At 72.9% G+C, this 24,424-nt stretch carries 22 protein-coding genes and 1 pseudogene; 15 read left to right on the top strand and 8 right to left on the bottom strand.

Annotation, left to right across the window (positions count from 1 at the left end; genetic code table 11):
* Positions 1 to 241: 241 nt before the first annotated feature.
* From AB0K92_RS15710 to AB0K92_RS15640, 15 genes are all read left to right on the top strand, one after another.
* Positions 242 to 910, top strand: a complete 669-nt coding sequence (locus tag AB0K92_RS15710; protein ID WP_365923091.1) for a GntR family transcriptional regulator — start codon at positions 242 to 244, stop codon at positions 908 to 910.
* Positions 907 to 1,815, top strand: a complete 909-nt coding sequence (locus AB0K92_RS15705) for a dihydrodipicolinate synthase family protein (RefSeq protein WP_165997333.1) — start codon at positions 907 to 909, stop codon at positions 1,813 to 1,815. The genes AB0K92_RS15710 and AB0K92_RS15705 overlap by 4 nt, the downstream gene beginning before the upstream one ends.
* Positions 1,812 to 3,536 carry an L-arabinonate dehydratase gene (gene araD / locus AB0K92_RS15700; RefSeq protein WP_365923088.1) on the top strand — a complete coding sequence of 575 codons (1,725 nt, stop codon included), beginning with the start codon at positions 1,812 to 1,814 and terminating at the stop codon, positions 3,534 to 3,536. Before AB0K92_RS15705 ends, araD begins: the two co-directional genes overlap by 4 nt.
* Before the next feature lie 88 nt (positions 3,537 to 3,624).
* A complete protein-coding gene (locus tag AB0K92_RS15695) occupies positions 3,625 to 4,560 on the top strand; it encodes a sugar ABC transporter permease (RefSeq protein WP_365923086.1) in 936 nt (311 codons plus the stop codon).
* Positions 4,557 to 5,456 (top strand): carbohydrate ABC transporter permease, encoded by a 900-nt coding sequence (locus tag AB0K92_RS15690; protein WP_365923084.1) that lies wholly within the window; start codon positions 4,557 to 4,559, stop codon positions 5,454 to 5,456. The genes AB0K92_RS15695 and AB0K92_RS15690 overlap by 4 nt, the downstream gene beginning before the upstream one ends.
* Positions 5,453 to 5,674, top strand: a complete 222-nt coding sequence (locus tag AB0K92_RS15685) for a hypothetical protein (protein ID WP_365923082.1) — start codon at positions 5,453 to 5,455, stop codon at positions 5,672 to 5,674. Before AB0K92_RS15690 ends, AB0K92_RS15685 begins: the two co-directional genes overlap by 4 nt.
* Positions 5,671 to 6,840, top strand: coding sequence for a Gfo/Idh/MocA family oxidoreductase (locus AB0K92_RS15680; protein WP_365923080.1), 1,170 nt, complete (start codon positions 5,671 to 5,673; stop codon positions 6,838 to 6,840). The genes AB0K92_RS15685 and AB0K92_RS15680 overlap by 4 nt, the downstream gene beginning before the upstream one ends.
* On the top strand, positions 6,837 to 7,682 hold the full coding sequence (locus AB0K92_RS15675) for a PmoA family protein (RefSeq protein ID WP_365923078.1): 846 nt from the start codon (positions 6,837 to 6,839) through the stop codon (positions 7,680 to 7,682). Before AB0K92_RS15680 ends, AB0K92_RS15675 begins: the two co-directional genes overlap by 4 nt.
* Positions 7,679 to 9,193 carry a family 43 glycosylhydrolase gene (locus AB0K92_RS15670; protein WP_365923076.1) on the top strand — a complete coding sequence of 505 codons (1,515 nt, stop codon included), beginning with the start codon at positions 7,679 to 7,681 and terminating at the stop codon, positions 9,191 to 9,193. The genes AB0K92_RS15675 and AB0K92_RS15670 overlap by 4 nt, the downstream gene beginning before the upstream one ends.
* Before the next feature lie 34 nt (positions 9,194 to 9,227).
* On the top strand, positions 9,228 to 10,850 hold the full coding sequence (locus tag AB0K92_RS15665; protein WP_365923074.1) for a right-handed parallel beta-helix repeat-containing protein: 1,623 nt from the start codon (positions 9,228 to 9,230) through the stop codon (positions 10,848 to 10,850).
* A gap of 93 nt (positions 10,851 to 10,943) precedes the next feature.
* Positions 10,944 to 12,287 carry a sugar ABC transporter substrate-binding protein gene (locus AB0K92_RS15660; protein ID WP_365923072.1) on the top strand — a complete coding sequence of 448 codons (1,344 nt, stop codon included), beginning with the start codon at positions 10,944 to 10,946 and terminating at the stop codon, positions 12,285 to 12,287.
* A 74-nt stretch (positions 12,288 to 12,361) separates the two neighbouring features.
* Positions 12,362 to 13,159, top strand: coding sequence for a rhamnogalacturonan acetylesterase (locus AB0K92_RS15655; protein WP_365923070.1), 798 nt, complete (start codon positions 12,362 to 12,364; stop codon positions 13,157 to 13,159).
* A 39-nt stretch (positions 13,160 to 13,198) separates the two neighbouring features.
* Entirely contained in the window at positions 13,199 to 14,521 is a 1,323-nt protein-coding gene (locus tag AB0K92_RS15650; protein WP_365923068.1) for a pectate lyase, read from the top strand.
* Positions 14,522 to 14,643: 122 nt separating this feature from the next.
* Positions 14,644 to 15,777: a pectinesterase family protein gene (locus tag AB0K92_RS15645; protein WP_365923066.1), complete on the top strand. Its 1,134-nt coding sequence runs from the start codon at positions 14,644 to 14,646 to the stop codon at positions 15,775 to 15,777.
* 43 nt (positions 15,778 to 15,820) lie between these two features.
* Positions 15,821 to 16,858 carry a dienelactone hydrolase family protein gene (locus AB0K92_RS15640; protein WP_365923064.1) on the top strand — a complete coding sequence of 346 codons (1,038 nt, stop codon included), beginning with the start codon at positions 15,821 to 15,823 and terminating at the stop codon, positions 16,856 to 16,858.
* A 3-nt stretch (positions 16,859 to 16,861) separates the two neighbouring features.
* On the opposite strand, the pseudogene AB0K92_RS15635 reads toward AB0K92_RS15640, so the two are convergent.
* The 8 genes and pseudogenes from AB0K92_RS15635 to AB0K92_RS15600 all read right to left on the bottom strand — a co-directional run.
* Positions 16,862 to 17,193 (bottom strand): annotated as a pseudogene (locus tag AB0K92_RS15635) (family 43 glycosylhydrolase); the annotation flags it as partial.
* Positions 17,194 to 17,356: 163 nt separating this feature from the next.
* Positions 17,357 to 18,190 carry a pectate lyase gene (locus tag AB0K92_RS15630; RefSeq protein WP_365923062.1) on the bottom strand — a complete coding sequence of 278 codons (834 nt, stop codon included), beginning with the start codon at positions 18,188 to 18,190 and terminating at the stop codon, positions 17,357 to 17,359.
* Between the two features lie 161 nt (positions 18,191 to 18,351).
* A complete protein-coding gene (locus AB0K92_RS15625) occupies positions 18,352 to 19,218 on the bottom strand; it encodes a hypothetical protein (protein ID WP_365923060.1) in 867 nt (288 codons plus the stop codon).
* Entirely contained in the window at positions 19,215 to 19,781 is a 567-nt protein-coding gene (locus tag AB0K92_RS15620; protein WP_365923058.1) for a SigE family RNA polymerase sigma factor, read from the bottom strand. Before AB0K92_RS15620 ends, AB0K92_RS15625 begins: the two co-directional genes overlap by 4 nt.
* A 152-nt stretch (positions 19,782 to 19,933) precedes the next feature.
* The gene (locus AB0K92_RS15615) at positions 19,934 to 21,385 is read right to left on the bottom strand and encodes a penicillin-binding transpeptidase domain-containing protein (protein WP_365923121.1); all 1,452 of its coding nucleotides are present in this window, start codon (positions 21,383 to 21,385) and stop codon (positions 19,934 to 19,936) included.
* A 53-nt stretch (positions 21,386 to 21,438) separates the two neighbouring features.
* Positions 21,439 to 22,047, bottom strand: coding sequence for a response regulator transcription factor (locus tag AB0K92_RS15610; RefSeq protein WP_365923119.1), 609 nt, complete (start codon positions 22,045 to 22,047; stop codon positions 21,439 to 21,441).
* Between the two features lie 56 nt (positions 22,048 to 22,103).
* Positions 22,104 to 23,354, bottom strand: a complete 1,251-nt coding sequence (locus AB0K92_RS15605) for a histidine kinase (RefSeq protein ID WP_365923056.1) — start codon at positions 23,352 to 23,354, stop codon at positions 22,104 to 22,106.
* Positions 23,351 to 24,262, bottom strand: coding sequence for a hypothetical protein (locus tag AB0K92_RS15600; RefSeq protein ID WP_365923054.1), 912 nt, complete (start codon positions 24,260 to 24,262; stop codon positions 23,351 to 23,353). The genes AB0K92_RS15605 and AB0K92_RS15600 overlap by 4 nt, the downstream gene beginning before the upstream one ends.
* Positions 24,263 to 24,424 lie beyond the last annotated feature (162 nt).

Below are 24,424 nucleotides of genomic sequence, written 5' to 3'. Positions count from 1 at the left end.
CGCGTGCGGCGCCGGCCTCTGCCTGCGCGAGGCCGGCGTCGGCGCGCATCGCGAAGGCGAACAAGTGCACCTGACCCCGAGGGACCCGTACCGCGCGGGAAGGCGCCGTCCACCCCTCCGGAGGCAACCTCAACTTCCTTTGTCAGAAGCATTGACGAAACACAGGGGCGCCCCTAGCTTCAACGCGTCGTACTTCGTACGTCATATATGAGACGCGATACGCGATATCCGAGAGGCGCGCATGACCTCTGTGCCCACGCCGATCCCCTCCCGCACGCAATACGTGCTGGAAGGGATCAAACACCGCATCCTCACCGGACAGCTGACACCGGGTCAGGCCCTGGTCGAGACCGAGCTGGCCGCGCAGTTCGGGGTCTCCAAGACCCCGGTGCGCGAGGCGCTGAAGACCCTGGCCGGCACCGGACTGGTGGTGATGAACCAGTACAAGGGCGTCACGGTGCGCATGGTCGACGCGGACATGGCGCGCGAGGTCTACGACGTGCGGCTGCTCCTGGAGCCCGAGGCGCTGCGCCGCACCGTGCGCCGCGGCGCCTCCCTGGACACCGCCCGCGAGGCGCTGACCCGGGCGGACGGCGCCACGGACACCGCCGAACGGTCGCTCGCCAACCGGGAGTTCCACCGTGCCCTGTACGTGCCGTGCGGCAACCCGCTGCTCGGCCGGATGCTGGACGAGGTCCGCGACCAGGCGGCCCTCGTGTCCGCCGTGGCCTGGGCCGCCGACCCCTCCTGGGAACGGGAGGCCAGTGAGCACCGCGAGATCCTGCGGCTCGCCCTCGCCGGCGACGCCGACGGCGCGGCGCGCGCCCTCCACGCCCACATCGCGTCCTTCGTCGAGCGGGCCTTCCCCGACGTACCGGGCGAGGCCCAGGGAGAGGACGGTCAGGCATGACAACGACGTTCGAGACCCAGCGGGCGGCCCTGGCCGACGTGGTCGCGATCCCGGTGACACCCTTCGCCGAGGACGGCTCCGTCGACCAGGACACCCACCGGGCCCTGCTGCGTCGTCTGCTCGACGGGGGCATCACCACCCTCACCCCCAACGGCAACACCGGGGAGTTCTACGCCCTGACGCCGCCCGAGCGGCAGCTCGTCACCGAGATCACCATCGACGAGGCCGGCGACCGCGGGGCGGTCCTCGTCGGTGTCGGCCACGACGTGCCCACCGCCATCGCCTCCGCCCGGCACGCCCGCGAGCACGGCGCCCAGATGGTGATGGTCCACCAGCCGGTCCACCCGTACGTCTCGCAGAGCGGCTGGGTCGACTACCACCGGGCGATCGCCGAGGCCGTGCCCGAGCTGGGCGTGGTGCCGTACATCCGCAACGCGCAGCTGCACGGCGACCGGCTCGCCGAGCTGGCCGACGCCTGCCCCAACGTGATCGGCGTCAAGTACGCCGTCCCCGACGCCGCCCGGTTCGCCGCGTTCGCCCGGGACGCGGGCCTGGACCGGTTCGTGTGGGTGGCCGGGCTCGCCGAGCCGTACGCGCCCTCCTACTTCTCCGCCGGCGCCACCGGCTTCACCTCCGGGCTGGTCAACGTCTCCCCGGCCGTCTCGCTGAACATGATCGAGGCGCTGCGGTCCGGCGACTACCCGGCCGCGATGAAGGTCTGGGAGCAGATCCGCCGCTTCGAGGAGCTGCGCGCCGCGAACGGCTCCGCCAACAACGTCACCGTCGTCAAGGAGGCCCTCGCCTCGCTCGGCCTGTGCCGCCGCGAGGTGCGCCCGCCGAGCAAGCCGCTGCCGGAGCACGAGCGGGCCGAGGTCGCCGCCATCGCCGCCGGGTGGTCCATATGACCCGCCGCCCGGAGGACCTCAGAAGCCACCAGTGGTACGGCACCGACGGACTGCGCTCCTTCAGCCACCGCGCCCGCACCCGCCAGCTCGGCTACCTGCCCGAGGAGCACCTGGGCAAGCCGGTCATCGCGATCCTCAACACCTGGTCCGACATCAACCCCTGTCACGTCCACCTGCGCGACCGCGCCCAGGCGGTCAAGCGGGGCGTGTGGCAGGCGGGCGGCTTCCCGCTGGAGTTCCCGGTCTCCACCCTCAGTGAGACCTTCCAGAAGCCGACCCCGATGCTGTACCGGAACCTGCTCGCCATGGAGACCGAGGAGCTGCTGCGCTCCTACCCGGTCGACGGCGCGGTGCTGATGGGCGGCTGCGACAAGTCCACGCCCGCCCTCCTCATGGGCGCCGCGAGCGCCGGCCTGCCCGCCGTCTTCGTGCCCGCCGGACCCATGCTGCCCGGCCACTGGCGCAACGAGGTCCTGGGCTCCGGCACCGACATGTGGAAGTACTGGGACGACAAGCGCGCCGGCCTCATCGGCGACTGCGAGATGCAGGAACTGGAGAGCGGCCTGGCCCGCTCGCCCGGCCACTGCATGACGATGGGCACCGCCTCCACGCTGACCGCCGCCGCCGAGGCCCTCGGCATGACCGTGCCGGGCGCCTCCAGCATCCCGGCCGTCGACTCCGGACACGACCGGATGGCCGCGAAGGCGGGCATGACCGTCGTCGACCTGGTCCACAAGGACCGCGGGATCGGCCACATCCTCACCCGGGACGCCTTCGAGGACGCCGTCACCACCGTGCTCGGCCTCGGCGGCTCCACCAACGCCGTCATCCACCTGATCGCCATGGCGGGCCGCGCGGGCGTCAGGCTCACCCTCGACGACTTCGACCGCATCGCCCGCACCGTCCCGGTCCTCGCCAACGTCCGCCCCGGCGGCCGGACCTACCTCATGGAGGACTTCCACTTCGCGGGCGGCCTGCCCGGCTTCCTCTCCCGCATCCCGGACCTGCTCCACCTGGACCGCCCGACGGTGTCGTACGACACGATGCGCGAGCAGCTCGCGGGCGCCCAAGTGCACAACGACGACGTCATCCGGCCCCGCGACAACCCGGTGGCCCCCGAGGGCGGGGTCGCGGTGCTGCGCGGCAACCTCTGCCCGGACGGCGCGGTCATCAAGCACATCGCCGCCGAACCCCACCTGCTCAAGCACACCGGGCCCGCGGTCGTCTTCGACGACTACCGGACCATGCAGCGCACCATCAACGACCCGGCGCTGAACATCACCGCCGACAGCGTGCTCGTGCTGCGCAACGCCGGCCCCAAGGGCGGCCCCGGCATGCCCGAGTACGGCATGCTGCCCATCCCCGACCACCTGCTGAAGCAGGGCGTGCGGGACATGGTGCGGATCTCCGACGCCCGCATGAGCGGCACCAGTTACGGCGCGTGCGTGCTGCACGTGGCGCCGGAGTCGTACATCGGCGGGCCGCTGGCGCTGGTGCGCACGGGCGACCTCATCACGCTCGACGTCGAGGCCCGCACCCTCCACCTCCAGGTGGACGACGACGAGCTGGCGCGCAGGAGGGCGGAGTGGACCCCGCCGCCCACCCGTGACGAGCGCGGCTACGGCGCGCTCTACAACGAGCAGATCACCCAGGCGGACACCGGCTGCGACTTCGAGTTCCTCGCCCGGCCGGGCAAGGTGCAGGACCCGTACGCGGGCTGAGCAGTACTCGGTCACGGCCCCTATTGGCCGAGATGCCGAACATCGATCGGAAAGCGCTTCACCGAGAACCGAGAAACGGAGAACAGTCATGGCCCAAGCCGCAGCCGTGGCGAAACCGCCCGCGCCACCCCGGCGGCGCCGTGCCTCCGCCACGCCGCGCAGGCTCCCGTACCTGCTGATCGCACCGGCCGCCCTGCTGATGCTGGGCTTCATCGCCTACCCGGTGATCAGCGTCTTCTACTACAGCCTGCAGGAATACAACCCCACCAAGCCGTGGCGGAACGGTTTCGCGGGCTTCGACAACTTCGTCCACGCCTTCACCGAGGACCCCATCTTCTGGGACACCCTCGTCTTCAGCGCCAAGTGGGTCGTCGTCGAGGTCGGACTCCAGCTGCTGTTCGGTCTCGCGCTGGCCCTGATCGTCAACCAGACCTTCGTCGGCCGGGCCCTCGGACGCGCCCTCGTCTTCTCCCCGTGGGCCGTCTCCGGCGTGCTGACCTCCGCGATCTGGGTGCTGCTCTACAACTCCCAGACCGGCATCACCCGCTACCTCGCCGACGTGGGCATCGGCTCCTACGGCACCAGCTGGCTCTCCGACACCGGGACCGTCTTCCCGGCGGCCGTCGTCGCCGACCTGTGGCGCGGCGTGCCCTTCTTCGCCATCCTCATCCTCGCCGACCTCCAGTCCGTCTCGAAGGACCTCTACGAGGCCGCCGAGGTCGACGGCGCGAGCCGCCTCAAGCAGTTCTGGCACATCACCCTGCCCCACCTGAAGGACGCCATCGTCCTGTCCACGCTGCTGCGCGCCGTGTGGGAGTTCAACAACGTCGACCTGCTCTACACCCTGACCGGCGGCGGACCGGCCGGCGAGACCACCACCCTGCCGCTGTACATCGCCAACACCAGCGTCGAATCCCACGACTTCGGCTACGCGTCGGCCCTGACCACGGTCGCGTTCGTGATCCTGCTCTTCTGCTCGATCGTCTATCTGCGGCTGAGCAAGTTCGGAGGCGAGTCCAAGTGAGCACCATCAAGGAGGCCCCGGTCGCCCCCGCGCCCCGCCCGGCCGCGGCCGAGCCGCCCCGCCCGGTGAACGGCCGACACCGCGCCTGGGACGAGGTCCCCCGCTGGCAGATCTACCTGCCCCTGTCCGTCTACCTGGTCTTCACCCTGATCCCGTTCTACTGGATCCTGCTCTTCGCCCTGCGCCCGGCCGGCTCCACCTCGCTCGTGCCCTGGCCCATGACCTTCGACCACTTCGAGAAGGTGTGGACCGAGCGGGACTTCGGCGTCTACTTCCAGAACAGCGTGCTCGTCGGCCTCGCCACCCTGGTCCTCACCACGGTCGTCGCCCTGGCCGGCGGCTACGCCCTCGCCCGCTTCGACTTCAAGGTCAAGCGCGGCTTCATGCTCGCCCTGCTCTGCTCCCAGTTCGTGCCCGGCGCGCTGCTGCTGGTCCCGCTGTTCGAGATCTTCGCCGAGCTGAAGATGATCAACTCCCTCGGCAGCGTCATCCTCGCCGAGACGGTCTTCCAGCTGCCGCTGTCGATGATCCTGATCAGCAACTTCATCAAGAACGTGCCGTACTCCCTGGAGGAGGCGGCCTGGGTCGACGGCTGCAACCGCTTCACCGCCTTCCGCGTGATCGTGCTGCCGCTGCTGCGCCCCGGACTGATCGCGGTCGGTTCCTTCGCCTTCGTGCACTCCTGGAACCACTTCCTGTTCGCCCTGATGTTCCTCAACAACCAGCAGAAGCAGACCATCCCGGTCGGCCTGAACACCCTGATGAGCTCGGACAGCGTCGACCTCGGCGCCCTCGCGGCGGGCGGCATCATCGCCGCCGTCCCCGTCGTCATCGTCTTCGCCTTCATCCAGAAGTGGCTGATCACCGGCTTCAGCGCGGGGGCGGTGAAGGGATGAGTCTTCGTCACGCGGCGCTCGGCGCGGCCCTGCCCGGCGTTCTGTGCGTGCCCGCGCACGCCGACGACGCCCGCGACACCCTCGCCCGCGACACCAGCCGCGACACGCTCGCCTCCGGTGACGCCCGCGACATCCGCCACGACCCGCTCGCCGTCGACAGCGCCCAGGCGGCCGACCGGGCGGTGGCGCGGGGCGCGGGAGCGGGGAGGATCCGATGACCGGGCCCAGGACCGGTCCGCCGGCCGAACCCCTGCCCATCGTGCTCGCCGGCGCCCGCGGCCACGGCCGCTGGCACGTGGCGAACATCCGCCGCCTCCAGGCCCTCGGCGTCGTACGGCTCGTCGGGATCTGCGAGGTGAACCCGCTCACCGAGGAGGAGTTCGGCGGCGAACTCCCGGCCCAGTCGGCCGACTTCGGCGCCCTGCTGGACGCCACCGGCGCCCGCGCCGCGGTGATCTGCACCCCGATCCCCACCCACACCGACCTGGCGCTGACCGCCGCGAGCCGGGGCGTGCACCTGCTGCTGGAGAAGCCGCCCGCGCCGTCCTACGCCGAGTTCCGGCGGATGGCCGACGGGGTCGCCGCGGCGGGCGTGGCCTGCCAGATCGGGTTCCAGTCGCTCGGCTCGCACGCCGTGCCCGCGATCCGCGAACTGATCGCCGACGGGGCGATCGGCACGGTCACCGGTGTCGGCGGCGCCGGCGCCTGGGCGCGCGACGAGGCCTACTACCGCCGCGCGCCCTGGGCGGGCAAGCGGCGGCTGAACGGCGCCGACGTGATCGACGGGGCGCTCACCAACCCCCTCGCGCACGCCGTCGCCACCGCCCTCGCCCTGGCCGGCAGCGACCGCGCCGAGGACGTCACCGCGATCGAGACCGAGCTGTGGCGGGCCAACGCCATCGAGTCCGACGACACCTCCTGCGTGCGGATCACCACCGCCGAGGGCCGCCCGGTCACCGTCGCCGCCACCCTGTGCGCCGAGCACCCGGACGAGCCGTACGTCCTGGTGCACGGCAGCCGCGGCCGGATCACCTTCTGGTACAAGCAGGACCGGGTGCTGCTCCAGCGCGCCGACCACGGCCCCGAGGAGTTCGAGTACGGCCGCACGGACCTGCTGGAGAACCTGGCCGGCCATCTGACGGACGGCACCGCCCTGCTCGTGCCGCCGGAGAGCACCGGCGCCTTCATGAAGGTCGTCGAGGCGATCCGGCTCGCCCCCGACCCCGCCCCGCTCCCGGAGTCCGCCTGGCGCCGGCCGCCGGGCGAGGACCGCCGGGTCGTCCCCGGCGTGGACGCGCTGGTCGCGGCCGCCGCCGACACCCTCGCCCTGTACTCCGAGCTGGCGGCGCCCTGGGCCGCCCACGAAGAGGTGAGCACGCGATGACCAGCGCGGACACCACGGTCCTGCGGGTCGCGGGCCGGCCCGTCGCCCGGTACGTCACCCGGCCCGAACTGCCCGCCCGGCTCTCCCCGCGCCCCTACCTGCACCCCGTCACCACCCTGTCCGGCGTCTCGGTCACCGAACTGAGCCCCGCCGACCACGCGCACCACCTCGGCGTCGGTGTCGCCGTTCCCGACGTCGAGGGGTACAACTTCTGGGGCGGACGCACCTTCGTCCGCGACCAGGGCCCCACCGAGCTGGACAACCACGGCGCCCAGCGGCACCTCGGCTTCCAGCTGCGCGACCCGGACGGCTTCGTCGAGGAGCTGCGCTGGGTGGCCGGCGGCACCGAGGTGCTGCGCGAGCGCCGTACCGTCGCCGCGACCGCGCTCACCGGCACCGCCTGGGCGCTGGACTTCACCTTCGCCCTCACCAACCCCGCCGCCACCGCGCTCACCCTCGGCAGCCCCGCCACCAACGGACGCCCCGGCGCCGCGTACGGGGGCTTCTTCTGGCGGGCCCGCAAGGAGGCGAGCGCGCCGGACGTGTTCACCGCCGACACGGAGGGCGAGGCGGCGGTGCACGGCCGGGCCGCCGACTGGCTGGCGCTGGCCGGCTCCTCCTGGACGCTCGTCTTCGCCGGCGCCACCGACGCCACCCGCCGCGACCCGTGGTTCGTGCGCACCGCCGAGTACCCGGGCGTCGGCTCCTCCCTGGCCCACGACGCGCGGCTGCCCGTCCCGCCCGGCGACACCCTGGTCCGCCGCGTCGTCACCGTCGTCGCCGACGGCCGCCTGGGCCGCGCCGAGGCCGCGGCCCTGATCCGGAAGGCGGTCACCCCGTGACGGACGAGTACACCAACCCGGTCCTGAACGCCGACTGGTCCGACCCGGACGTGGTCCGCGTCGGCGACGACTTCTACCTCACCGCCTCCAGCTTCGGCCGCGTCCCCGGACTGCCGCTGCTGCACTCCCGCGACCTGGTGAACTGGACCCTCGTCGGCCACGCCCTCGACCGCCTGGAACCCGCGCGGGAGTTCGCGAGGCCGCGCCACGACTGCGGTGTCTGGGCGCCGTCGCTCCGACACCACGACGACCGCTTCTGGATCTTCTGGGGCGACCCCGACCAGGGCATCTTCCAGATCAACGCCCCCGAGATCCGCGGGCCGTGGACGAAGCCGCACCTGCTGAAGGAGGGCAAGGGCCTGATCGACCCCTGCCCCCTGTGGGACGACGAGACCGGCGAGGCCTACCTGGTGCACGCCTGGGCCAAGTCCCGCTCCGGCGTCAAGAACCGCCTCACCGGCCACCGGATGCACCCCGACGGCACGTCCCTGCTCGACGAGGGCAAGGTGATCGTCGACGCCGACCGCATCCCCGGCTGGTTCACCCTCGAAGGCCCCAAGCTCTACCGGCACGACGGCTGGTTCTGGATCTTCGCCCCGGCCGGGGGAGTGGAGACCGGCTGGCAGGGCGCCTTCCGCTCACGCGGCTTCTTCGGGCCGTACGAGGAGAGGGTCGTCCTCGAACAGAAGGACACCGACGTCAACGGGCCCCACCAGGGCGGCTGGGTGCGCACCCCATCCGGCGAGGACTGGTTCCTGCACTTCCAGCAGCGCGGCGCCTACGGCCGGGTCGTCCACCTCCAGCCGATGCGCTGGGGCGCGGACGGCTGGCCGGTGCTGGGCGACGACGGCGCCCCCGTCGCCGTCCACAAGAGGCCCGGCCTGCCCCCGCAGCCGCCGGCCGCGCCCGCCACCGACGACGACTTCCCCGGCGGACGGTACGGCCGCCAGTGGCAGTGGACCGCCAACCCGCGCGACGGCTGGGCCACCCAGCACTCCGGCGACGGCCTGCGGCTCACCTGCGTCCGCTCGGCCGACGCGCACGACCTGCGCCGGCTGCCGAACGTCCTCACCCAGCGGCTGCCCGGCACCCCCGCCGCCGCCGCCGAGGTCACCCTGCGCCTGGACAGCGGGGAACCGGGCGCGCGGGCCGGACTCGCCGTGCTCGGGGACGCGTTCAGCTGGATCGGGCTCCAGCGGGGCGCCGACGGCACGGTCCACCTGGTGCACCGGTACGCCGAGCCGGTCGCCGAGCACGAACGGGACGCCGAGCACGCCCGGCTCGCCCCGGACGGGACGGCCAGGCTGCGCATCGAGATCCGGCCCGGCGCGCGCTGCCGGTTCCTCGCCGACACCGGGGACGGCTTGCGCCCCTCCGGCCAGGTCTTCGCCGCCACCCCGTGGCGCTGGGTCGGCGCCCTGCTCGGCCTGTTCGCGCTCGCCCCCGGCGACGACGGGCAGGGACACGCGGGCGCCGCCACGTTCACGCAGTTCCGCATCACCGCGATCTGAACCCCCTTTCCTCGTACGCCTGTTGGGAGCCGCAATGACGCACCCCCCTGGCAAGCGCTTGCCGAGACCGGGGCACGGCAAGGTGGTGGCCGCCGTCGCCGGCCTCGTCGCCGCGCTGGGCCTCGGGACCCTGGGGGAGGCCCACGCCGCCCCGCCGGCCACCGGGGCGGGCACCCCCGCCGCCCCGTCCCGCTGGCCCGACCGCCCGCACGGCTTCGCCTCGCTCGCCGGCGGCACCACCGGAGGCGCCGGCGGCGAGGTCGTCACCGTCACGGACCAGGCCGCGCTGGCGAGGTACGCCGCCGCGCCCGGGCCGTACGTCATCCGGGTCGCGGGCCGCATCACCGCGCAGCCGTTCGGCGCGAGCGTCGAGGTCGCCTCCGACAAGACCATCGTCGGCGTCGGGACGACCGGCGAGCTGGTGCAGGGCGAGTTCCACCTGAGCCCCGGCACCCACAACGTGATCATCCGCAATCTCACGATCCGCGACTCGGCCGTCGAGGGCGACTGGGACTGCAAGGACACCGACTTCGACGGCATCCAGATGGACACCGTCCACCACGTCTGGATCGACCACAACCGCTTCTCGCGCATCTGCGACGGCCAGCTCGACATCCGCAAGAACAGCGAGTACGTGACCGTCTCCCACAACCGGTTCGAGAACAACAACAAGACCTTCGGCGTGGGCTGGACGGCCGACGTCAGGACGCAGATCACCGTCGACCACAACTGGTTCCGGGGCACCAAACAGCGCAACCCCTCGGTCGACAACGCCGCCTACGCCCACCTCTACAACAACTACCTGACCGCCCAGGCCGATCCGGGCGATCCGGTGTGGACGTACGGCAACTGGTCGCGCGGCAGGACCAGGATGGTCATCGAGAACTCGTACTACGAGGACGTCCAGCATCCCTACCAGGCCGACGCGACCGCCGAACTGGTGCAGCGCGGGTCGGTCCTGAAGAACACGAGCGGGCGGCACGACACCCGGGGTGCCGCCTTCGACCCGCGGGACTTCTACGCCTACCGGCTGGACCCGGCGCGCGCCGTGCCGGCGCTCGTCAGGCGCTTCTCCGGGCCGCAGCAGGGCATCGGCGTGGTGCCGGACGGCGACGACGGGCCCGTGACGACCGCCGTCGCGCCCGGCACCTGCCGTACCGGGGCCCACCGTCCCGCGGACGAGCCGAAGATCGTGCCGCAGGGGACTGGACAGCACCGCTCCGGCACCGTCATCGTCTACGACACGCCCGCCGCGCACGGCGGCTCGAACGGCGGCGCCACGGTGCGGAACTCCGCCGGGGACGCCACGGCGCGCGACCTCCCCTTCGGCAACGGCTCCGACGGGGCCGCGCACGAGCCGGACGGCGGGCAGGCGCCGGCGGCGCGTTCGGCCGGTGACCGGACCGTCCCCGAGGACACCGCCTCCCAGGGTGACCAGGACACCCCGACGACCGACAGCCCCGAGCCGGTCACGGTCGTCGAACGGCCGGCGATCCGGGCGCTCGGCAGCCGGCCGGCGACCGGCGACGGCTGCGGCCCGGCCGCCCCGGCCGGGCAGGGCGTCCGCGACTTCGAGCCGCCCGCCGCGACCAGGGCCTCCCCGCCGACCCGCATGGGCGGCTTCCCGCGGCAGGACGCGCCGCACGCCCGTCACTGACCCCCCACAACTTCATATCCCGCTGAACCCGAAGAACCCGAAATCCCGAAGAACCCCGAACTACCCGAACAACCCGAAGAAGAGAGCCGATCAATGAAGATCAATATCCGCAGAAGCAGGCGCGCTGCCATCGCCGTCGCCCTGGGCTCCGTTCTCGCGCTCACCGCCACCGCCTGCGGCGACGACGGCAGCGGTGGGGGCGGCGGCGAGGGCTCCGAGGGCAGCGGCAAGGGCAAGATCGTCTTCTGGGACAACAACGGCGGTGTCCGCACCGACATCTGGAAGGAGATCATCGCCGACTTCGAGAAGGCGAACCCGCAGATCGACGTCGAGTACGTCGGCATCTCCTCCACCGAGTACCAGTCCAAGGTCGACACGGCCATCCAGGGCGGCGGGCTGCCGGACGTCGGCGGGGTCGGCGCGGCCATGCTCGCCGGGTTCTCCGCGCAGGGCGCGCTGGAACCGCTGGACGAGCGGCTCGCCGGGTCCTCGCTCAAGGGCAAACTCAACGAGGACATGGTCGAGTCGATGAAGGCCGCGGGCGGCGGCGACGGCACCCTGTACTCGATCCCGACCTCCGCGAACAACGGTGTGCTGTACTACCGCACCGACCTGTTCGAGAAGGCCGGCCTGGAGGAGCCGACCACCTGGGACCGCTTCTTCGAGGCGGCCGAGAAGCTGACGAACGCCAAGAAGAACGAGTTCGGGTACACCATCCGCGGCGGCGCCGGATCCATCGCCCAGGCCCTGGACGCGATGTACGGGCAGAGCGGGATCACCTCGTTCTGGAACGGCGACAAGACCACGGTCAACGACCCGAAGAACGTCGAGGCGCTGGAGAAGTACGCGGCGCTGTACAAGAAGGTCACACCGTCCGCCGACCTCAACAACGACTTCACCAAGATGGTCGCGCAGTGGGACTCCGGCACGATCGGCATGCTGAACCACAACCTGGGGTCGTACCAGGACCACGTGACGGCGCTCGGCACCGACAAGTTCCGGGGCATCCCGCAGCCGACCGGGCCCGGTGGCAAGCGGGTGCAGGTGTCCAACCCGGTGGACGGGCTGGGCCTGTTCAAGAGCTCCAAGAACAAGGAAGCCGCCTGGAAGTTCATCGAGTTCGCGCTCTCGCACGAGGAGAACTCGAAGTTCAACGAGTCGGCGGGCCAGGTGCCGGCGAACACGGACGCCGCGAAGGACGCGTGGGTGTCGAAGGCGGAGCCGACGAAGCTGGCGGCCGAGGCGCTGAGCGACGGTTCCACCACGATCGTCCAGCTGCCGTACTACCTGCCGGACTGGAACACGATCTCCAAGGCGGAGAACGAGCCGAACTTCCAGAAGGTGCTGCTGGGTGACCTGAGCGCGAAGGAGTTCCTGGACACGCTGGCCGAGCAGCTGAACGAGGCCCAGGCCGAGTGGAAGCAGCGCAATCAGTAAGGGTTCCGGATTCGCCGTGGGGCGGCCTGTCGGTTTCGGGCCGCGGGCCGTCCCTTGTTCCGAAAGGTGCCACCGTGTCCATGACCCGTAGACAGGTCGCCTCCGCCGCGCTCGCCGCCGTTCCCCTCGCCTTCGCGGCGAACGGTGTCGCGCAGGCCTCTTCCGGGCGGCGGCGGACGATCTGCATCGCCGGGGATTCCACCGCCGCGCAGAAGTACGCGGACGCGGCGCCGGAGACCGGGTGGGGGATGGCGTTCCCCTTCTTCCTGCGCAAGGACCTGCCCGTGGCCAATCACGCGGTGAACGGGCGCAGTTCGAAGAGTTTCGTGGACGAGGGCCGGCTCGATGTCCTTCTCGGGGAGATCCGGCCGGGTGACGTCCTGATCGTGCAGTTCGCCCACAACGACGAGAAGAGCGCCGACCCCGCCCGGTACACCGAGCCCTGGACGACGTACCAGGACTACCTGCGGCTGTACATCGACGGGGCCCGTGCCCGGGGCGCCCGGCCCGTGCTGGCGACCGCGGTGGAGCGGCGCCGGTTCGACGCAGGCGGCAGGGCGCTGCCGAGCCACGGCGACTATCCGGCGGCGATGCGCGCGCTCGCCCGCGAGGAGGGCGTGGCACTGCTCGACGTGCAGGCGCTGTCGCTGGCGCTGTGGCAGGAGCTGGGCGTCGAGGAGAGCAAGACGTACTTCAACTGGACGGCGACCGAGCAGGACAACACGCACTTCAACCCGCCGGGCGCGATCGCCGTGGCGCGGCTGGTGGTGCGGGAGCTGCTGCGCACGCGGGTGCTGGGCCCGCGGGACGTGCGCCGGCTCGACGAGGAGATCCCCGAGTCCTGGATCAGCTGGCCGCCGGCCGCCGTGTGATCCGTCCGACCGTCAGATGGCAGAAGAGAGAGCCGCAGCATGGATGCACGTAGATGGCATGAGCATGTCACAGGCACGATGGTGAAGGGCGTCGCGCTCACCGGGTGCGCCGCACTGGTCCTCGGCGTCACCGGGACCGCCACCGCCCACGCCGGGCCCCGCGACCTCGGCCGTGAGGTGCTGGCCGCCGGGGACGGGTGGGCCTCCCACGGCACCGGCACGACCGGAGGATCGGCCGCCGACGCCGCGCACGTCTACACGGTGACCACCTGGGCCGAGTTCAAGGCCGCCCTCGCGGACGGCGGCAGCGCGCCCAGGATCATCAAGGTCAAGGGCGTCATCGACGCCGTCTCCGAGGGCTGCGCCGCCTTCGCCGCCGAGGGCTACGACTTCCGGCAGTACCTCGCCGACTACGACCCGGCCGTCTGGGGCAACGACAAGCCGGTCAGCGGCGAACAGGAGGACCTGCGCGCCGCGTCCGCCGCCAACCAGGACAAGGTCATCAAGGCGAACATCCCCGCCGACACCACCATCGTCGGCGTCGGCCGGGACGCCGCGATCCGCGGCGGCAGCCTCCAGATCCGCGGCGTCGACAACGTCATCATCCGCAACCTCACCATCGAGGCCCCGGTCGACTGCTTCCCGCAGTGGGACCCCACCGACGACAACGGGACCGGCGCCTGGAACTCCGAGTACGACGGTGTCGTGGTGTACGGCTCCACCCACGTGTGGATCGACCACAACACGCTCACCGACGGCCGTTACCCCGACAGCTCCCTGCCGGTCCACTTCGGCAAGGTCTACCAGCAGCACGACGGACTGGTGGACGTGGTGCGCGGCGGCGACCTCGTCACCGTGTCGTGGAACTCCTTCAAGGACCACGACAAGACCATGCTCATCGGCAACAGCGACGGGGCGGGCGCCACCGACTCCGGCAAGCTGCGGGTCACCCTCCACCACAACCGCTTCGAGGGCATCGTCGAGCGGGCCCCGCGCGTGCGGTTCGGTCAGGTCGACGCGTACAACAACCACTTCGTGGTCACCAAGGGCCAGAAGTTCGGCTACGTCTTCGGCATCGGCGCGAACTCCCGGCTGTACGCCACCCACAACGCCTTCTCCCTCGCGCCCGGCGTCAGCACCGCGAAGGTGCTGAAGAAGTGGAGCGAGGCGCCGCTCACCGCCGAGCACAACCACGTCAACGGCAAGCTCACCGACCTGATCGCCGTGCACAACGCGGAGATTCCCGCCGAGACCCTCCAGTCCGGCGCCGGCTGGACGCCCACCCTGCGCACCCGGGTCGACCACCCCCGCGCCGTCCCCGGCATCGTCGACCACCGCGCCGGCGCCGGCCGCGTCTGCTGACGCCTCCCGCCCAGGGCACCGCACCACCGACCGGCCCGTCCGCTCGCCGGGGCCGGGGCGCACCGCCGCCCCGGCCCCGCGCGAGCGCGGCCGGAGCCGCCGCACTCCGAAGGAGCACCCGCATGCCCTCGCCCCACCTCCGTTCCCCCCTGTCGCGGCGGGGACTGCTGCTGGCGAGCGCCGGCGCGGCCGCCGCGCTCGGCCTGACCGCCTTCCCCGCGCGGGCCGCGCACGAGCCCCGCCCGTTCGGCCGGTACGGCTCCCCGGCGGCCCGCCGCACCCCCGGCACCCTGTACGTCGACCCGCACGGCCGTGGCGACTTCACCACCGTCCAGGCCGCCGTGCACGCCGCCGACGGCACCGGCCGCACCCTCGTCCTCGCGCCCGGCGTCTACCGCGAGACCGTCTCCGTCGACGCCACCCGGACGGAGATGACCTGGATCGGCGCCGCCGACGACCCGCGCGCCGTCGTCATCGTGTACGACAACGCGGCCGGCACCCCCAAGCCCGGCGGCGGCACCCACGGCACCTCCGGCTCGGCCACCACCACGATCCGCGCCGACGGCTTCACCGCCCACCGGATCACCTTCGCCAACGACTGGCTGCGCGCCGACCACCCCGGCGTCACCGGCACCCAGGCCGTCGCCCTCAAGGTCATGGGCGACCGCTCCGCCTTCCACCACTGCCGCTTCCTCGGCCACCAGGACACCCTCTACGCCGACACGACCGCGCTGACCGTCTTCGCCCGCCAGTACTTCTCGCACTGCTACGCCGAGGGCGACGTCGACTTCGTCTTCGGCCGCGCCACCGCCGTCTTCGAGCACTGCCACTTCCGCACCCTGAACCGCACCGACCTGTCCGGCGCCCCGTACGGCTTCGTCTTCGCCCCGTCGACGGCGGGCGCCAACCCGCGCGGCTACCTGGTGACCCGCGGCCGGATCACCAGCGAGGCCCCGGACGCGTACTACAAGCTGGCCCGCCCCTGGGTGCCCAGCTCCGACCCCACCGCCCGCCCGTCCCTCGTCGTGCGGGACACCTGGCTCGGCACCGGCATCGACGCGGCCGCGCCCTACGCGAACATGTCGAACGCCTTCCCGTGGCAGGAGCAGCGGTTCGCCGAGTACCGCAACCTGGGTCCCGGCGCCCGCGTCACCGTCCCCGGCAACCGGCCCCAGCTCACCGACGAGCAGGCCGAGTCGGCTTCCCGCGCCGCCTACCTCGGCGACTGGCGGCCGTGGAAGCAGCAGACGTGCTGAGCATCAGGCGACGGTCCGCGTGAGGGCCGGCATGACCGGGCCTTTGGCCGCCCTCACAGACGAGCTGTCCTTCCCGCTCGCCTGGGGCACCTCGCCCGTCCGGGACTTCCCCGGCTGGCGGCGGGCGGCACGGGCGGTGGTCGAGGAGCACCTGCTGGTCGGGCGGCAGGACGGGACGCCGTACGCGCCCGAGTTCGGGGAGCCGGCCGCCGGGGACGACGGCGTGACGCGCGAGCCGGTCACCGTCTCCCTCACCCGCTGGGCACGCGTGGGCGGTGCCCTGCTCACCCCGCACGGGCGCGGCCCGTTCCCGGCGGTGCTGCTGCTGCACGACCACGGGTCCCGGTTCGACATCGGCAAGGAGAAACTGGTCCGCCCCCGGGACGACGAGGCCCGGCGGGCTTCCGCGGCACAGTGGGCGCGGCGGTGTTACGGCGGACGGTTCGTCGGGGACGAACTGGCCCGGCGCGGCTATGTCGTGCTGTGCCTGGACGCGCCGGGCTGGGGCGACCGCGGGCCGCTCGCCTACACCGGTCAGCAGGCCCTGGCCGCCCACTTCTTCCAGCTCGGCTCCTCCCTGGCCGGGCTCATGGCCCGGGAGGACGCCCGCGCCGCGGGGTTCCTCGCCGGGCTCGACCGGGTGGACGCCCGCCGGGTGGCCGCCGTCGGCTTCTCGATGGGCGGCTACCGGGCCTGGCAGACGGCCGCGCTCAGCGACGACATCGCCGCCGCGGCGAGCGTGTGCTGGATGACCGGCCTGAAGGAGATGCTGGTGCCCGGCAACAACGCCCTGCGCGGGCAGTCCGCGTACTACCTGCTCCATCCCGGGCTGGCCCGGTTCCTGGACATCCCGGACGTGGCGAGCATCGCCGCGCCGCGTCCGATGCTCTTCTTCCACGGCGCCCGGGACCGGCTGTTCACCGCGGACGGCGTGCGCGTCGCGTACGACAGGCTGCGGGCCGTGTGGCGGTCGTGCGGCGCGGCGGAGCGGCTGCTGCTGAGGACGTGGCCGGACGCCGGCCACGTCTTCGACGAGCGGATGCAGGACGAGGTGTTCGCCTGGCTGGACCGCGTGCTGTGAGGCTCACCGCCGTACCGGGCGGACCGACTCCAGCGTCGGCACCACCGGCTTGATCGTGCCGTCGGCCGCGAACTCCATGCGGTCGACCGTGGTCTCCCGGTGGGTGCCGTCCCCGCCCGGGCGGCCGGGGCCGTTCAGGCCGAAGCGGTGGCAGACGAGGTACCAGTCGTCGGTGCCGGGGGCGTTCACCACCGAGTGGTGGCCGGTGCCGAGGATGCCGTACTCGGGCCGCTTGACGAGGATCGTGCCCCGCTTCGTCCACGGGCGAGCGGACCCGGGCCGGTCGCGTAGGCCACGTGGTAGGTCTCGATGCGGGTGTCGTCCTCGGACCACAGTTTCCCACGGTTTCGCCCGGTCCCGGGGCGCCTGCCCGCCGCCCTCCGGGTACGGGGACGCCCCCGCCGGTCGTCACCGGCGGGGGCGTGAGGTGCCGGGCGAGGGGGGCTCGCGCCGGCACCGGGGGCCGGGCCGAGGGGGGCTCGGACCGGCGGCTGGGGGCTACTCGTAGGTCAGGTCGGAGGCCGTGTAGCGGCAGTGCGTGCCGTCCGGGCCGGTGCCCAGCTCCTTGGGCTCGGCACCCGTGTTGTTGCCCTGGAAGCGGGTGCACGGCTTGATCTTCTTCTTGGCGTCGCCGTGGATGCGCACGTTGCGCAGGGAGGCCGTCTCGCCGAAGTTGGCGTTGATGCCGACGATCGACTTGCCGGGCGCGGTGACGTCGACGTCGTTGATGATCACCTGGCGGTTCTTGTACTGCGTCGAGCAGTTGCCGCAGGTGCGCACCAACTTGCCGAAGTCGGAGACCTGGAACTCGGTCACGACCAGCTTGCCCGCGCCGTTGAACTGGAAGACCTTGTCGTCGGCCTTGCGCGCGCCGCCGCCGTGCACGGTGTAGACGGCCGAGGAGGACTTGCCCTTGAAGGTGGCGGCGTCCTCGCCGACGTCCTCCCACCAGACGTTCTGCAGGGTGCAGCTGCCCGCGCAGTGGATGCCGTCGGCGGCCGGGGCGCCCAGGATGACGTTCTTCAGGACCGCGCCGTCGGCGAGCTTGAAGATCGGGTCCTGGCCCTCGTCCTGGCCGGTGCCGCCGAGTTCGCCGCTTCCGTAGAAGCGCTGGTAGCCGCCGTCGTAGGTGCCGGAGACGGGGATGGTGCTGCTGACGGCCTTGGTGCCCTGGGCGGTCGGCCAGGCGGAGGCCGCGCCCGCGGTGGACAGCATCGTCGTGGTGACGATCGCCGCCCCGGTGATGCCCAGGGCGGTGGCGCCGGCGATCGCCGCGCGTCGCTTGGTGACGCGGCGGCGGTGGCGGACGCGCTGTTCGGCTCGTGCTGTCATGCCATTCCTTGCGTGGTGGGGGATCCTTGCGTCTCCTGGTCGCCACCGGCGGGGAAAGGGTTGCCGCGTTCCCGGAATTTTTTTCCCGGCGTCCGCCGGAGGCGGTCCGCGGGTGCCCCGAGCCACCCGGGACGGACCGCTCAGGGCCGTCCCGCGGCCGGCTACTCGTCGTCCTCGTCGTCGTCCCGCGGCGCGAAGTCGCCCGCCACCTGGAGGGTCTGGGAGGCGGTGCGGGCCGCCGCCGCGTAGCGGTCGTCCTTCGCGTCCCGGCCGCCGCGCTCGTGGTCGTACTGCCCCGCGAACACCCACTCGCCCGCCGGCACCGTACGGCCCTCCTTCAGCCGCCAGGTGTAGACGAGGAAGCCGTCCCGCTCACCGACCGTCAGCTCGAAGTCGTCCTCGGGCAGCGACCGCCAGGCGCCCGTCGAGGACACCCCTCCGGTCTGCGCCACCCGCAACTCCACGGTCAGCGCGGTCAGTCGCTCGGCGGTCTTCAGGGTGACGTTGCTCTGCGCCCAGAACTCGTTGCTGTGCGGGTCCACCGAGCCGTCCGACCACAGCGGGCCGTCCTCGACCCCGGCACCCGCGGACGGCAGCGCGGGCGCCGACGACGCCGGGCCGGCCGTCGCCGTGGCCGACGGCGGCGCGCTGGACCGCTCACCGCGCGTGGGCGGGGTGCTCGGCGACGGTTCCGCGGGGAAGGCGGGCGGCGTGCGGGTCGCCTCCGGTGACGGCGTGGGCGTCGCGGTGACCGCGACCGTGCCCTGCGGGGGAGCGTCGTCCGACTTCACCGCCGACGCCACCGTGAGCCCTCCGGCGGCGAGCACGCCCGCGACCGCGGCCGTCGCCCCCGCCACCCGCAGCCAGCCGAACACCGGCGGACGCGTGGCCCGGTGACCGGCCGGGCGGACCTCCTCGGCCATGCCGCGCTCGATCCGGGCCAGCATCCGCGCCCGGTCCGGCTGATGCGCCTCGGCCGCCTCCCGCAGCCGGGCGCGCAGCTCCTCGTGCACGTCCCGCCGCATCATCGGTCCCTTCCCGCGGCCTGGCCGGTCCGCGCCATCGCGGCACGCACCCGCTGCGAGGCCTGCCGTGTGCCGAGCAGTCTCTGCAGCTCGGCCATTCCCTTCGAGGTCTGGCTCTTCACCGTACCCACCGACACACCGAGGGCGAGCGCCGTGTCCTTCTCCGACAGGTCGAAGGCGTGCCGCAGCACCACACAGGCCCGCTTGCGGAACGGCAGCCTGCGCAGCGCCTCCTGGACGTCGACGACGCCGGCCACGTCCGGGTTCTCGGTCCGCTCCTCGCGCGGTGACCAGAACAGGGCGATCCGGCGCCGCTCGCGCACCGCGCTGCGGATCCGGGTGCGAGCCAGGTTGGCGACCACCCCGCGCGCGTACGCCACCGGGTGGTCGGCCGCGCGCACCCGGTCCCAGCGGTGCCACAGCGCCAGCAGCGCGTCCGCCGCGAGGTCGTCGGCGGCGTCCGCCTCACCGGTCAGCAGATGGGCGAGACGCGCGAGTTCGGCGTAGTGGCGCTCGAAGAAGGCATGGAACTCCACGGAGGCGGCGTCGTCGACGACTGTCCCCACGAGCGGTCTCTCCTCGCAGCGATTCCCCGGCGTCGAACAGCCGTACGCCGGGACGAGATCCGGCACTGTACCAGTGAGTCGTACGAGGTTTCGAATGGCGTATGGCGGACCGAACTCCGTCTCCGCTGCCCGGCGTCGGGTGAGGCGCCCGCTCAGCCCCGCAGTGCCGCCTCCATCACGGCCTTGGCCACCGGGGCGGCCAGCCCGTTGCCGCTGACCTCGGAACGCGCCGCGTCCGACTGCTCGACGACGACCGCCACCGCGACCTGCTCGCCGGAGCTGCCGGACGTGGCGTACGAGGTGAACCAGGCGTACGGCGTCTTGCTGTTGTTCTCGCCGTGCTGGGCCGTACCGGTCTTGCCGCCGACCGTCGCCCCGTCGATCCGCGCGTTGGTGCCCGTGCCCTCCTCGACGACCGTCCGCATCGCCGACCGCAGCTGCTCGGCGGTGCCGGGGCCGACGACCTCCTCGGTGGAGGCGTTGTCGTCGTAGTCCTCCAGCACGTCGCCGCTGTGGTCGGTGATCCGCGACACCATGTGCGGCCGGACCAGCTTGCCGTCGTTGGCCAGGGCCGCGGACACCATGGCGATCTGGAGCGGAGTCGCGGTCACGTCGAACTGGCCGATGCCGGACAGCGCGGTCTGCGGCTCGTCCATGTCCTTCGGGTACACGCTCTCGTAGGCGCGCACCGGGACGTCCTGCTCGGCGTCGTTGAAGCCGAACTTCTCCGCCATCGCCCGGACCTTGTCCTGGCCCAGGTCGACGGCCATCTTCCCGAAGACGTTGTTGCACGAGTACTGCAGCGCCACCCGGATCGAGGCGTTCTCACAGGGCGCGTCCGGGTTCTCGTTGGTGAGCACGTCGGAGGACTGCGGCAGGTCGTACGGGTCGGGGCTGTCCGTCCGCTCGTCCACCGACGTGTACAGCCCGTCCTCCAGCGCGGCCGCCGCCACGACCAGCTTGAACGTGGAGCCCGGCGGCAGCGGCCGGCGCAGCGCACGGTTCGTCATGGGCTTGCCGGGGTCCTCGGTGAGCCCCGTCCAGGCCTCCGAGTCCCCCGCGGTGATCGCCGTCGGGTCGTACGACGGGGTGGAGACGACCGCGAGGATCCGCCCGGTCTCCGGGTCGATGGCGACGGCGGCGCCCTTCTTGCCGCCCAGCGCCTCGTACGCCGCCTTCTGGGTGGCCGGGTCGATCGTGGTGATCACGTCGCCGGGTTCGGCGCGCTCGCCGGTGACCGTGCCCAGCACGGTCTTCAGCCGGTTGTCCGTGCCGTCCAGGAGGTCCTGGTAGATGCCCTCCAGCTGGGTGGCGCCGTAGACCTGCGAGCTGTAGCCGGTCACCGCCGCGTACAGCGCGCCGTTCTTGTACGTCCGCTGGTATCTGAGGTCGCCGCTCTTCGTCCGCGCCGAGCCGGTGACCGCCTCCCCGGCCACGACGATGTCGCCGAGCGGCTCGCTGTACAGCGCGATCGCGTTCCGCCGGTTGTGCTTGTCCTCCGCCAGCGCCTTGCCCTCGTAGAACTGCACCCACGTCGCCCTGACCAGCAGGGCGAGCACCAGGAGCAGAACGAGCACCGACGCGCGCCTGATCGTCTTGTTCATCGCGCCCGGACAGACGAGCGGATCGGCCGGAACGTTCCCGTCCGTCCGTTTTCTCATCCGCTCCTCAGAAACCCCGCCTCGTACGCCGCGATCACCGCCTGGGTGCGGTCGCGGGCCCCCGTCTTCGCGAGGACGGCCGCCACATGGGACTTCACCGTCGCGGGGCCGACCTCCATCCGCCGGGCGATCTCCGCGTTGGTGAGCCCGGTCGCCATGTGCCGCAGCACCTCGCTCTCCCGGGCCGTGAGCCTCGTCACCCACGGCGCGGGCGCCGGGTCCGCGTGCCGCACGGCCAGCGCCCGCACGGCCGACGGGAACAGCAGGGTGTCGCTGCGCGCCACCAGCCGCACCGCCTGCACCAGCGCCTCGGCGTCGGCCCGCTTCAGCAGGAACCCGGCGGCGCCGGCGCGCAGCGCGTCGTACACATGGGAGTCGTTCTCGAACGTGGTCACGACCACGATCCGCGGCGGCGCGTCCATCGTGCCCAGGATCCGCTCGGTGGCGCGGATGCCGTCCGTCTCCGGCATCCGCACGTCCATCAGGACGACGTCCGGCCGCAGCTCCCGCACCACCGACACCGCCTCGGCGCCGGTCGCCGCCTCGCCGACGACCTCCAGGTCCGGCTCGGCGGAGAGGATCGCGCGCAGCGCGGTGCGGACCATCCGCTCGTCGTCGGCGAGGACGATCCGCACCGCTCGGGCCGTCTGCGTGGTGTCGTTCACGCGCATCCCTTCATCGGCAGCCGTACGCACAGCCGCCACCGGTCGCCGGCCGGACCGGCCTCGGAGGTGCCGCCCAGCAGCCGGGCCCGGTCGGCGATGCCGCGCAGGCCGTGCCCGCCGCCGGGCCGGCCCGGGGCGGAGCCGGTCAGCGGGTTCTCGACGGTGATCTCCACCCGGTCACCGGCCCGCGCGATCCGCACCGCGACCCGCGCGCCCGCGCCACCGTGCCGCAGGGCGTTGCTCAGTCCCTCCTGCACGATGCGGTACGCCTCGCGGGACACCAGCGGCGGCAGCGCGGCCGGGTCGACCCCCAGGTCGCAGTCGACCCGCAGCCCGCCCGCGCGGGTGCGGCGCACAAGGGCGCCGAGGTCGGCGCCGAGGGTCGGCGCGGGCGCCGTGCCGGGCGCGTCGCCGTCCCGCAGCACACCGAGCACGGCGTCCAGTTCGCCGACCGTGCGCCGGGTGGTGTCCTCGATCGCGGCCAGCGCCTCGCGGACGAACTCCGGGTCGCTGTCCAGCACCCGGCGGGCGGCGCTCGCCTGGAGGGTGACCGCGCTGAGCGCGTGGCCGACGGAGTCGTGCAGCTCGCGGGCGAGCCGGTTGCGCACCGCCAGGTCGGCGGCGCGCCGCTCGGCCGCGGCCAGCCGGTCCTCGGGTGCCGGCCCGAGCAGCGCGGGCGCCCAGCGGGCGAGCAGCGCGCCGCACCCGGCCGCGCAGGCCGCCAGCGCCACCAGACACGCCACCCCGGCGAGCGGCGCCAGGGCCGGCGCCCAGGTCCCACCGAGCGGTCCGGGCAGGTCCACCAGGTCCGGGCGGAACCGGGCGAGCGCGGGCAGCAGGATCAGGAACACCGCGAACGGCGGTACCGCCAGTGACATCCCGGAGACGATCCCGCCGAGCCCCAGATGCAGCGTGAACCAGGCCGCCGTACGGCCCTTGGCGGCGCGCCCGCGGGCGGGGTCGTAGGCGAGCCGGTCCTCGGCCACCCCGCACAGCCAGCGCACCGCGCCCGACTCCAGGGGCCGGGTCAGCGGGAACAGGGCGGTGACGGCGGCGAGCGGCAGTCCCACGGCGAACGACGCCAGTTGCAGGGTCAGGTCCTGGAAGACGTACCGGGAGTCGGTGGCGGGCCCGACGATCAGCTGGCCGACGAAGACGTACGGCATGGCGAGCGCGCCGCCGAGGATCAGATGGATCCAGCGCCGGCGCGCCCGCCGCCCGAACAGGGCCCGGGTGAACGCGCTCACGCCGTGCGCCGGCCCGCCGCGCGCGCGACGAGGAGGCGGGCGGCCAGGCCCGCGACGAGGAAGCCGACGATCATGCCGCAAGCGTAGGTGAGGTTCATCAGCGCCGTGGGCCGTTCCGCCGCGCTCTCCGTGACGACCAGCGAGGCCACCGCCTGCCAGCCCGCCCAGCAGGCCGCGGCGGCGGACCCGGTCCAGGCCAGGGCGAGCGGCACCCTCACCGGCAGCGCGCGGCCGCGGCGGAAGGCCAGCATCAGACCGGCGGCGACGGCCACGGCGAGGAACACGGCGGACTGGGCCTCCACGATGTGGAAGTCGCTGGTGCGGTCGGCGATCCGGTCGGCGTTGAGCCCGGTGGTGGCGCCGCAGGCCCACAACAGGTGCGCGGCCAGCGGCGGCACGGCGAGGACGGCGGCGGCGACGGCCACCGTCTTCTGCGCGGCGGTGCCGAGGACCGCCCGCGGCAGGTCCCACAGCCGGCCCCGCCACAGCCGCCCCCACCGGTCGCGGGCGTAGAGCGCGAACAGCGTCCCGAGGGCGAGGCCCTGGACGAGGAAACCGCCGTAGACCACGACGAACACCCAGGAGTCCAGGAAGGTCCGGCCGCCGTCGTCCGTGGTCCGCACGGCGCCGCCGAACGCGGTGACGAGGAGCTGCACCGGGAAGCCCGTCATGATCGGCGTGAGCAGCCCGGTCGCCACCCACATCGGCACCGTCAGCAGCCAGGCGGGCAGCCGCAGTCCCCACGGCCGGGTCAGCACCAGCGCCAGCACGATCACGCACGCGTCCATCAGCACGGTGACGCCGTTCGCCACGGCCACGGCGGTGCGGTGCTCCAGCAGGGGGCTGCCGTCCGGGATGCCGACGTGACTCCCCGCGAGCCAGGCGATCTTGAGGCTCAGATACGGCACGCACGAGACCACGGCGACGGCGCGCAGGATCCGGCGCGGCCGGCCGAGGACGGCGGGGGACGCCGGTGAGGCGGGCGAGGCCGAAGAGCCTTTCGAGGCAGGCGAGGCGGTCGAGGCCGAATCGGTCGACAAGGCGGGGGAGTCCGACGAGGCCGGGGGGCC

Source organism: Streptomyces sp. NPDC052687 (assembly GCF_040678395.1).
Taxonomy (GTDB): Bacteria; Actinomycetota; Actinomycetes; order Streptomycetales; family Streptomycetaceae; genus Streptomyces.
Note: the sequence above shows the minus strand (reverse complement) of the source record. Positions and strands in the feature narration are given on the sequence as shown.

Excerpts from the sequence above, each read along its gene's own strand:
- AB0K92_RS15710 (WP_365923091.1), top strand. The coding sequence starts at position 242 with ATGACCTCTGTGCCCACGCCGATCCCCTCCCGCACGCAATACGTGCTG.
- AB0K92_RS15705 (WP_165997333.1), top strand. The coding sequence starts at position 907 with ATGACAACGACGTTCGAGACCCAGCGGGCGGCCCTGGCCGACGTGGTC.
- araD (WP_365923088.1), top strand. The coding sequence starts at position 1,812 with ATGACCCGCCGCCCGGAGGACCTCAGAAGCCACCAGTGGTACGGCACC.
- AB0K92_RS15695 (WP_365923086.1), top strand. The coding sequence starts at position 3,625 with ATGGCCCAAGCCGCAGCCGTGGCGAAACCGCCCGCGCCACCCCGGCGG.
- AB0K92_RS15685 (WP_365923082.1), top strand. The coding sequence starts at position 5,453 with ATGAGTCTTCGTCACGCGGCGCTCGGCGCGGCCCTGCCCGGCGTTCTG.
- AB0K92_RS15680 (WP_365923080.1), top strand. The coding sequence starts at position 5,671 with ATGACCGGGCCCAGGACCGGTCCGCCGGCCGAACCCCTGCCCATCGTG.
- AB0K92_RS15675 (WP_365923078.1), top strand. The coding sequence starts at position 6,837 with ATGACCAGCGCGGACACCACGGTCCTGCGGGTCGCGGGCCGGCCCGTC.
- AB0K92_RS15665 (WP_365923074.1), top strand. The coding sequence starts at position 9,228 with ATGACGCACCCCCCTGGCAAGCGCTTGCCGAGACCGGGGCACGGCAAG.
- AB0K92_RS15660 (WP_365923072.1), top strand. The coding sequence starts at position 10,944 with ATGAAGATCAATATCCGCAGAAGCAGGCGCGCTGCCATCGCCGTCGCC.
- AB0K92_RS15650 (WP_365923068.1), top strand. The coding sequence starts at position 13,199 with ATGGATGCACGTAGATGGCATGAGCATGTCACAGGCACGATGGTGAAG.
- AB0K92_RS15645 (WP_365923066.1), top strand. The coding sequence starts at position 14,644 with ATGCCCTCGCCCCACCTCCGTTCCCCCCTGTCGCGGCGGGGACTGCTG.
- AB0K92_RS15630 (WP_365923062.1), bottom strand. The coding sequence starts at position 18,190 with ATGACAGCACGAGCCGAACAGCGCGTCCGCCACCGCCGCCGCGTCACC.
- AB0K92_RS15625 (WP_365923060.1), bottom strand. The coding sequence starts at position 19,218 with ATGATGCGGCGGGACGTGCACGAGGAGCTGCGCGCCCGGCTGCGGGAG.
- AB0K92_RS15615 (WP_365923121.1), bottom strand. The coding sequence starts at position 21,385 with ATGAACAAGACGATCAGGCGCGCGTCGGTGCTCGTTCTGCTCCTGGTG.
- AB0K92_RS15610 (WP_365923119.1), bottom strand. The coding sequence starts at position 22,047 with ATGGTCCGCACCGCGCTGCGCGCGATCCTCTCCGCCGAGCCGGACCTG.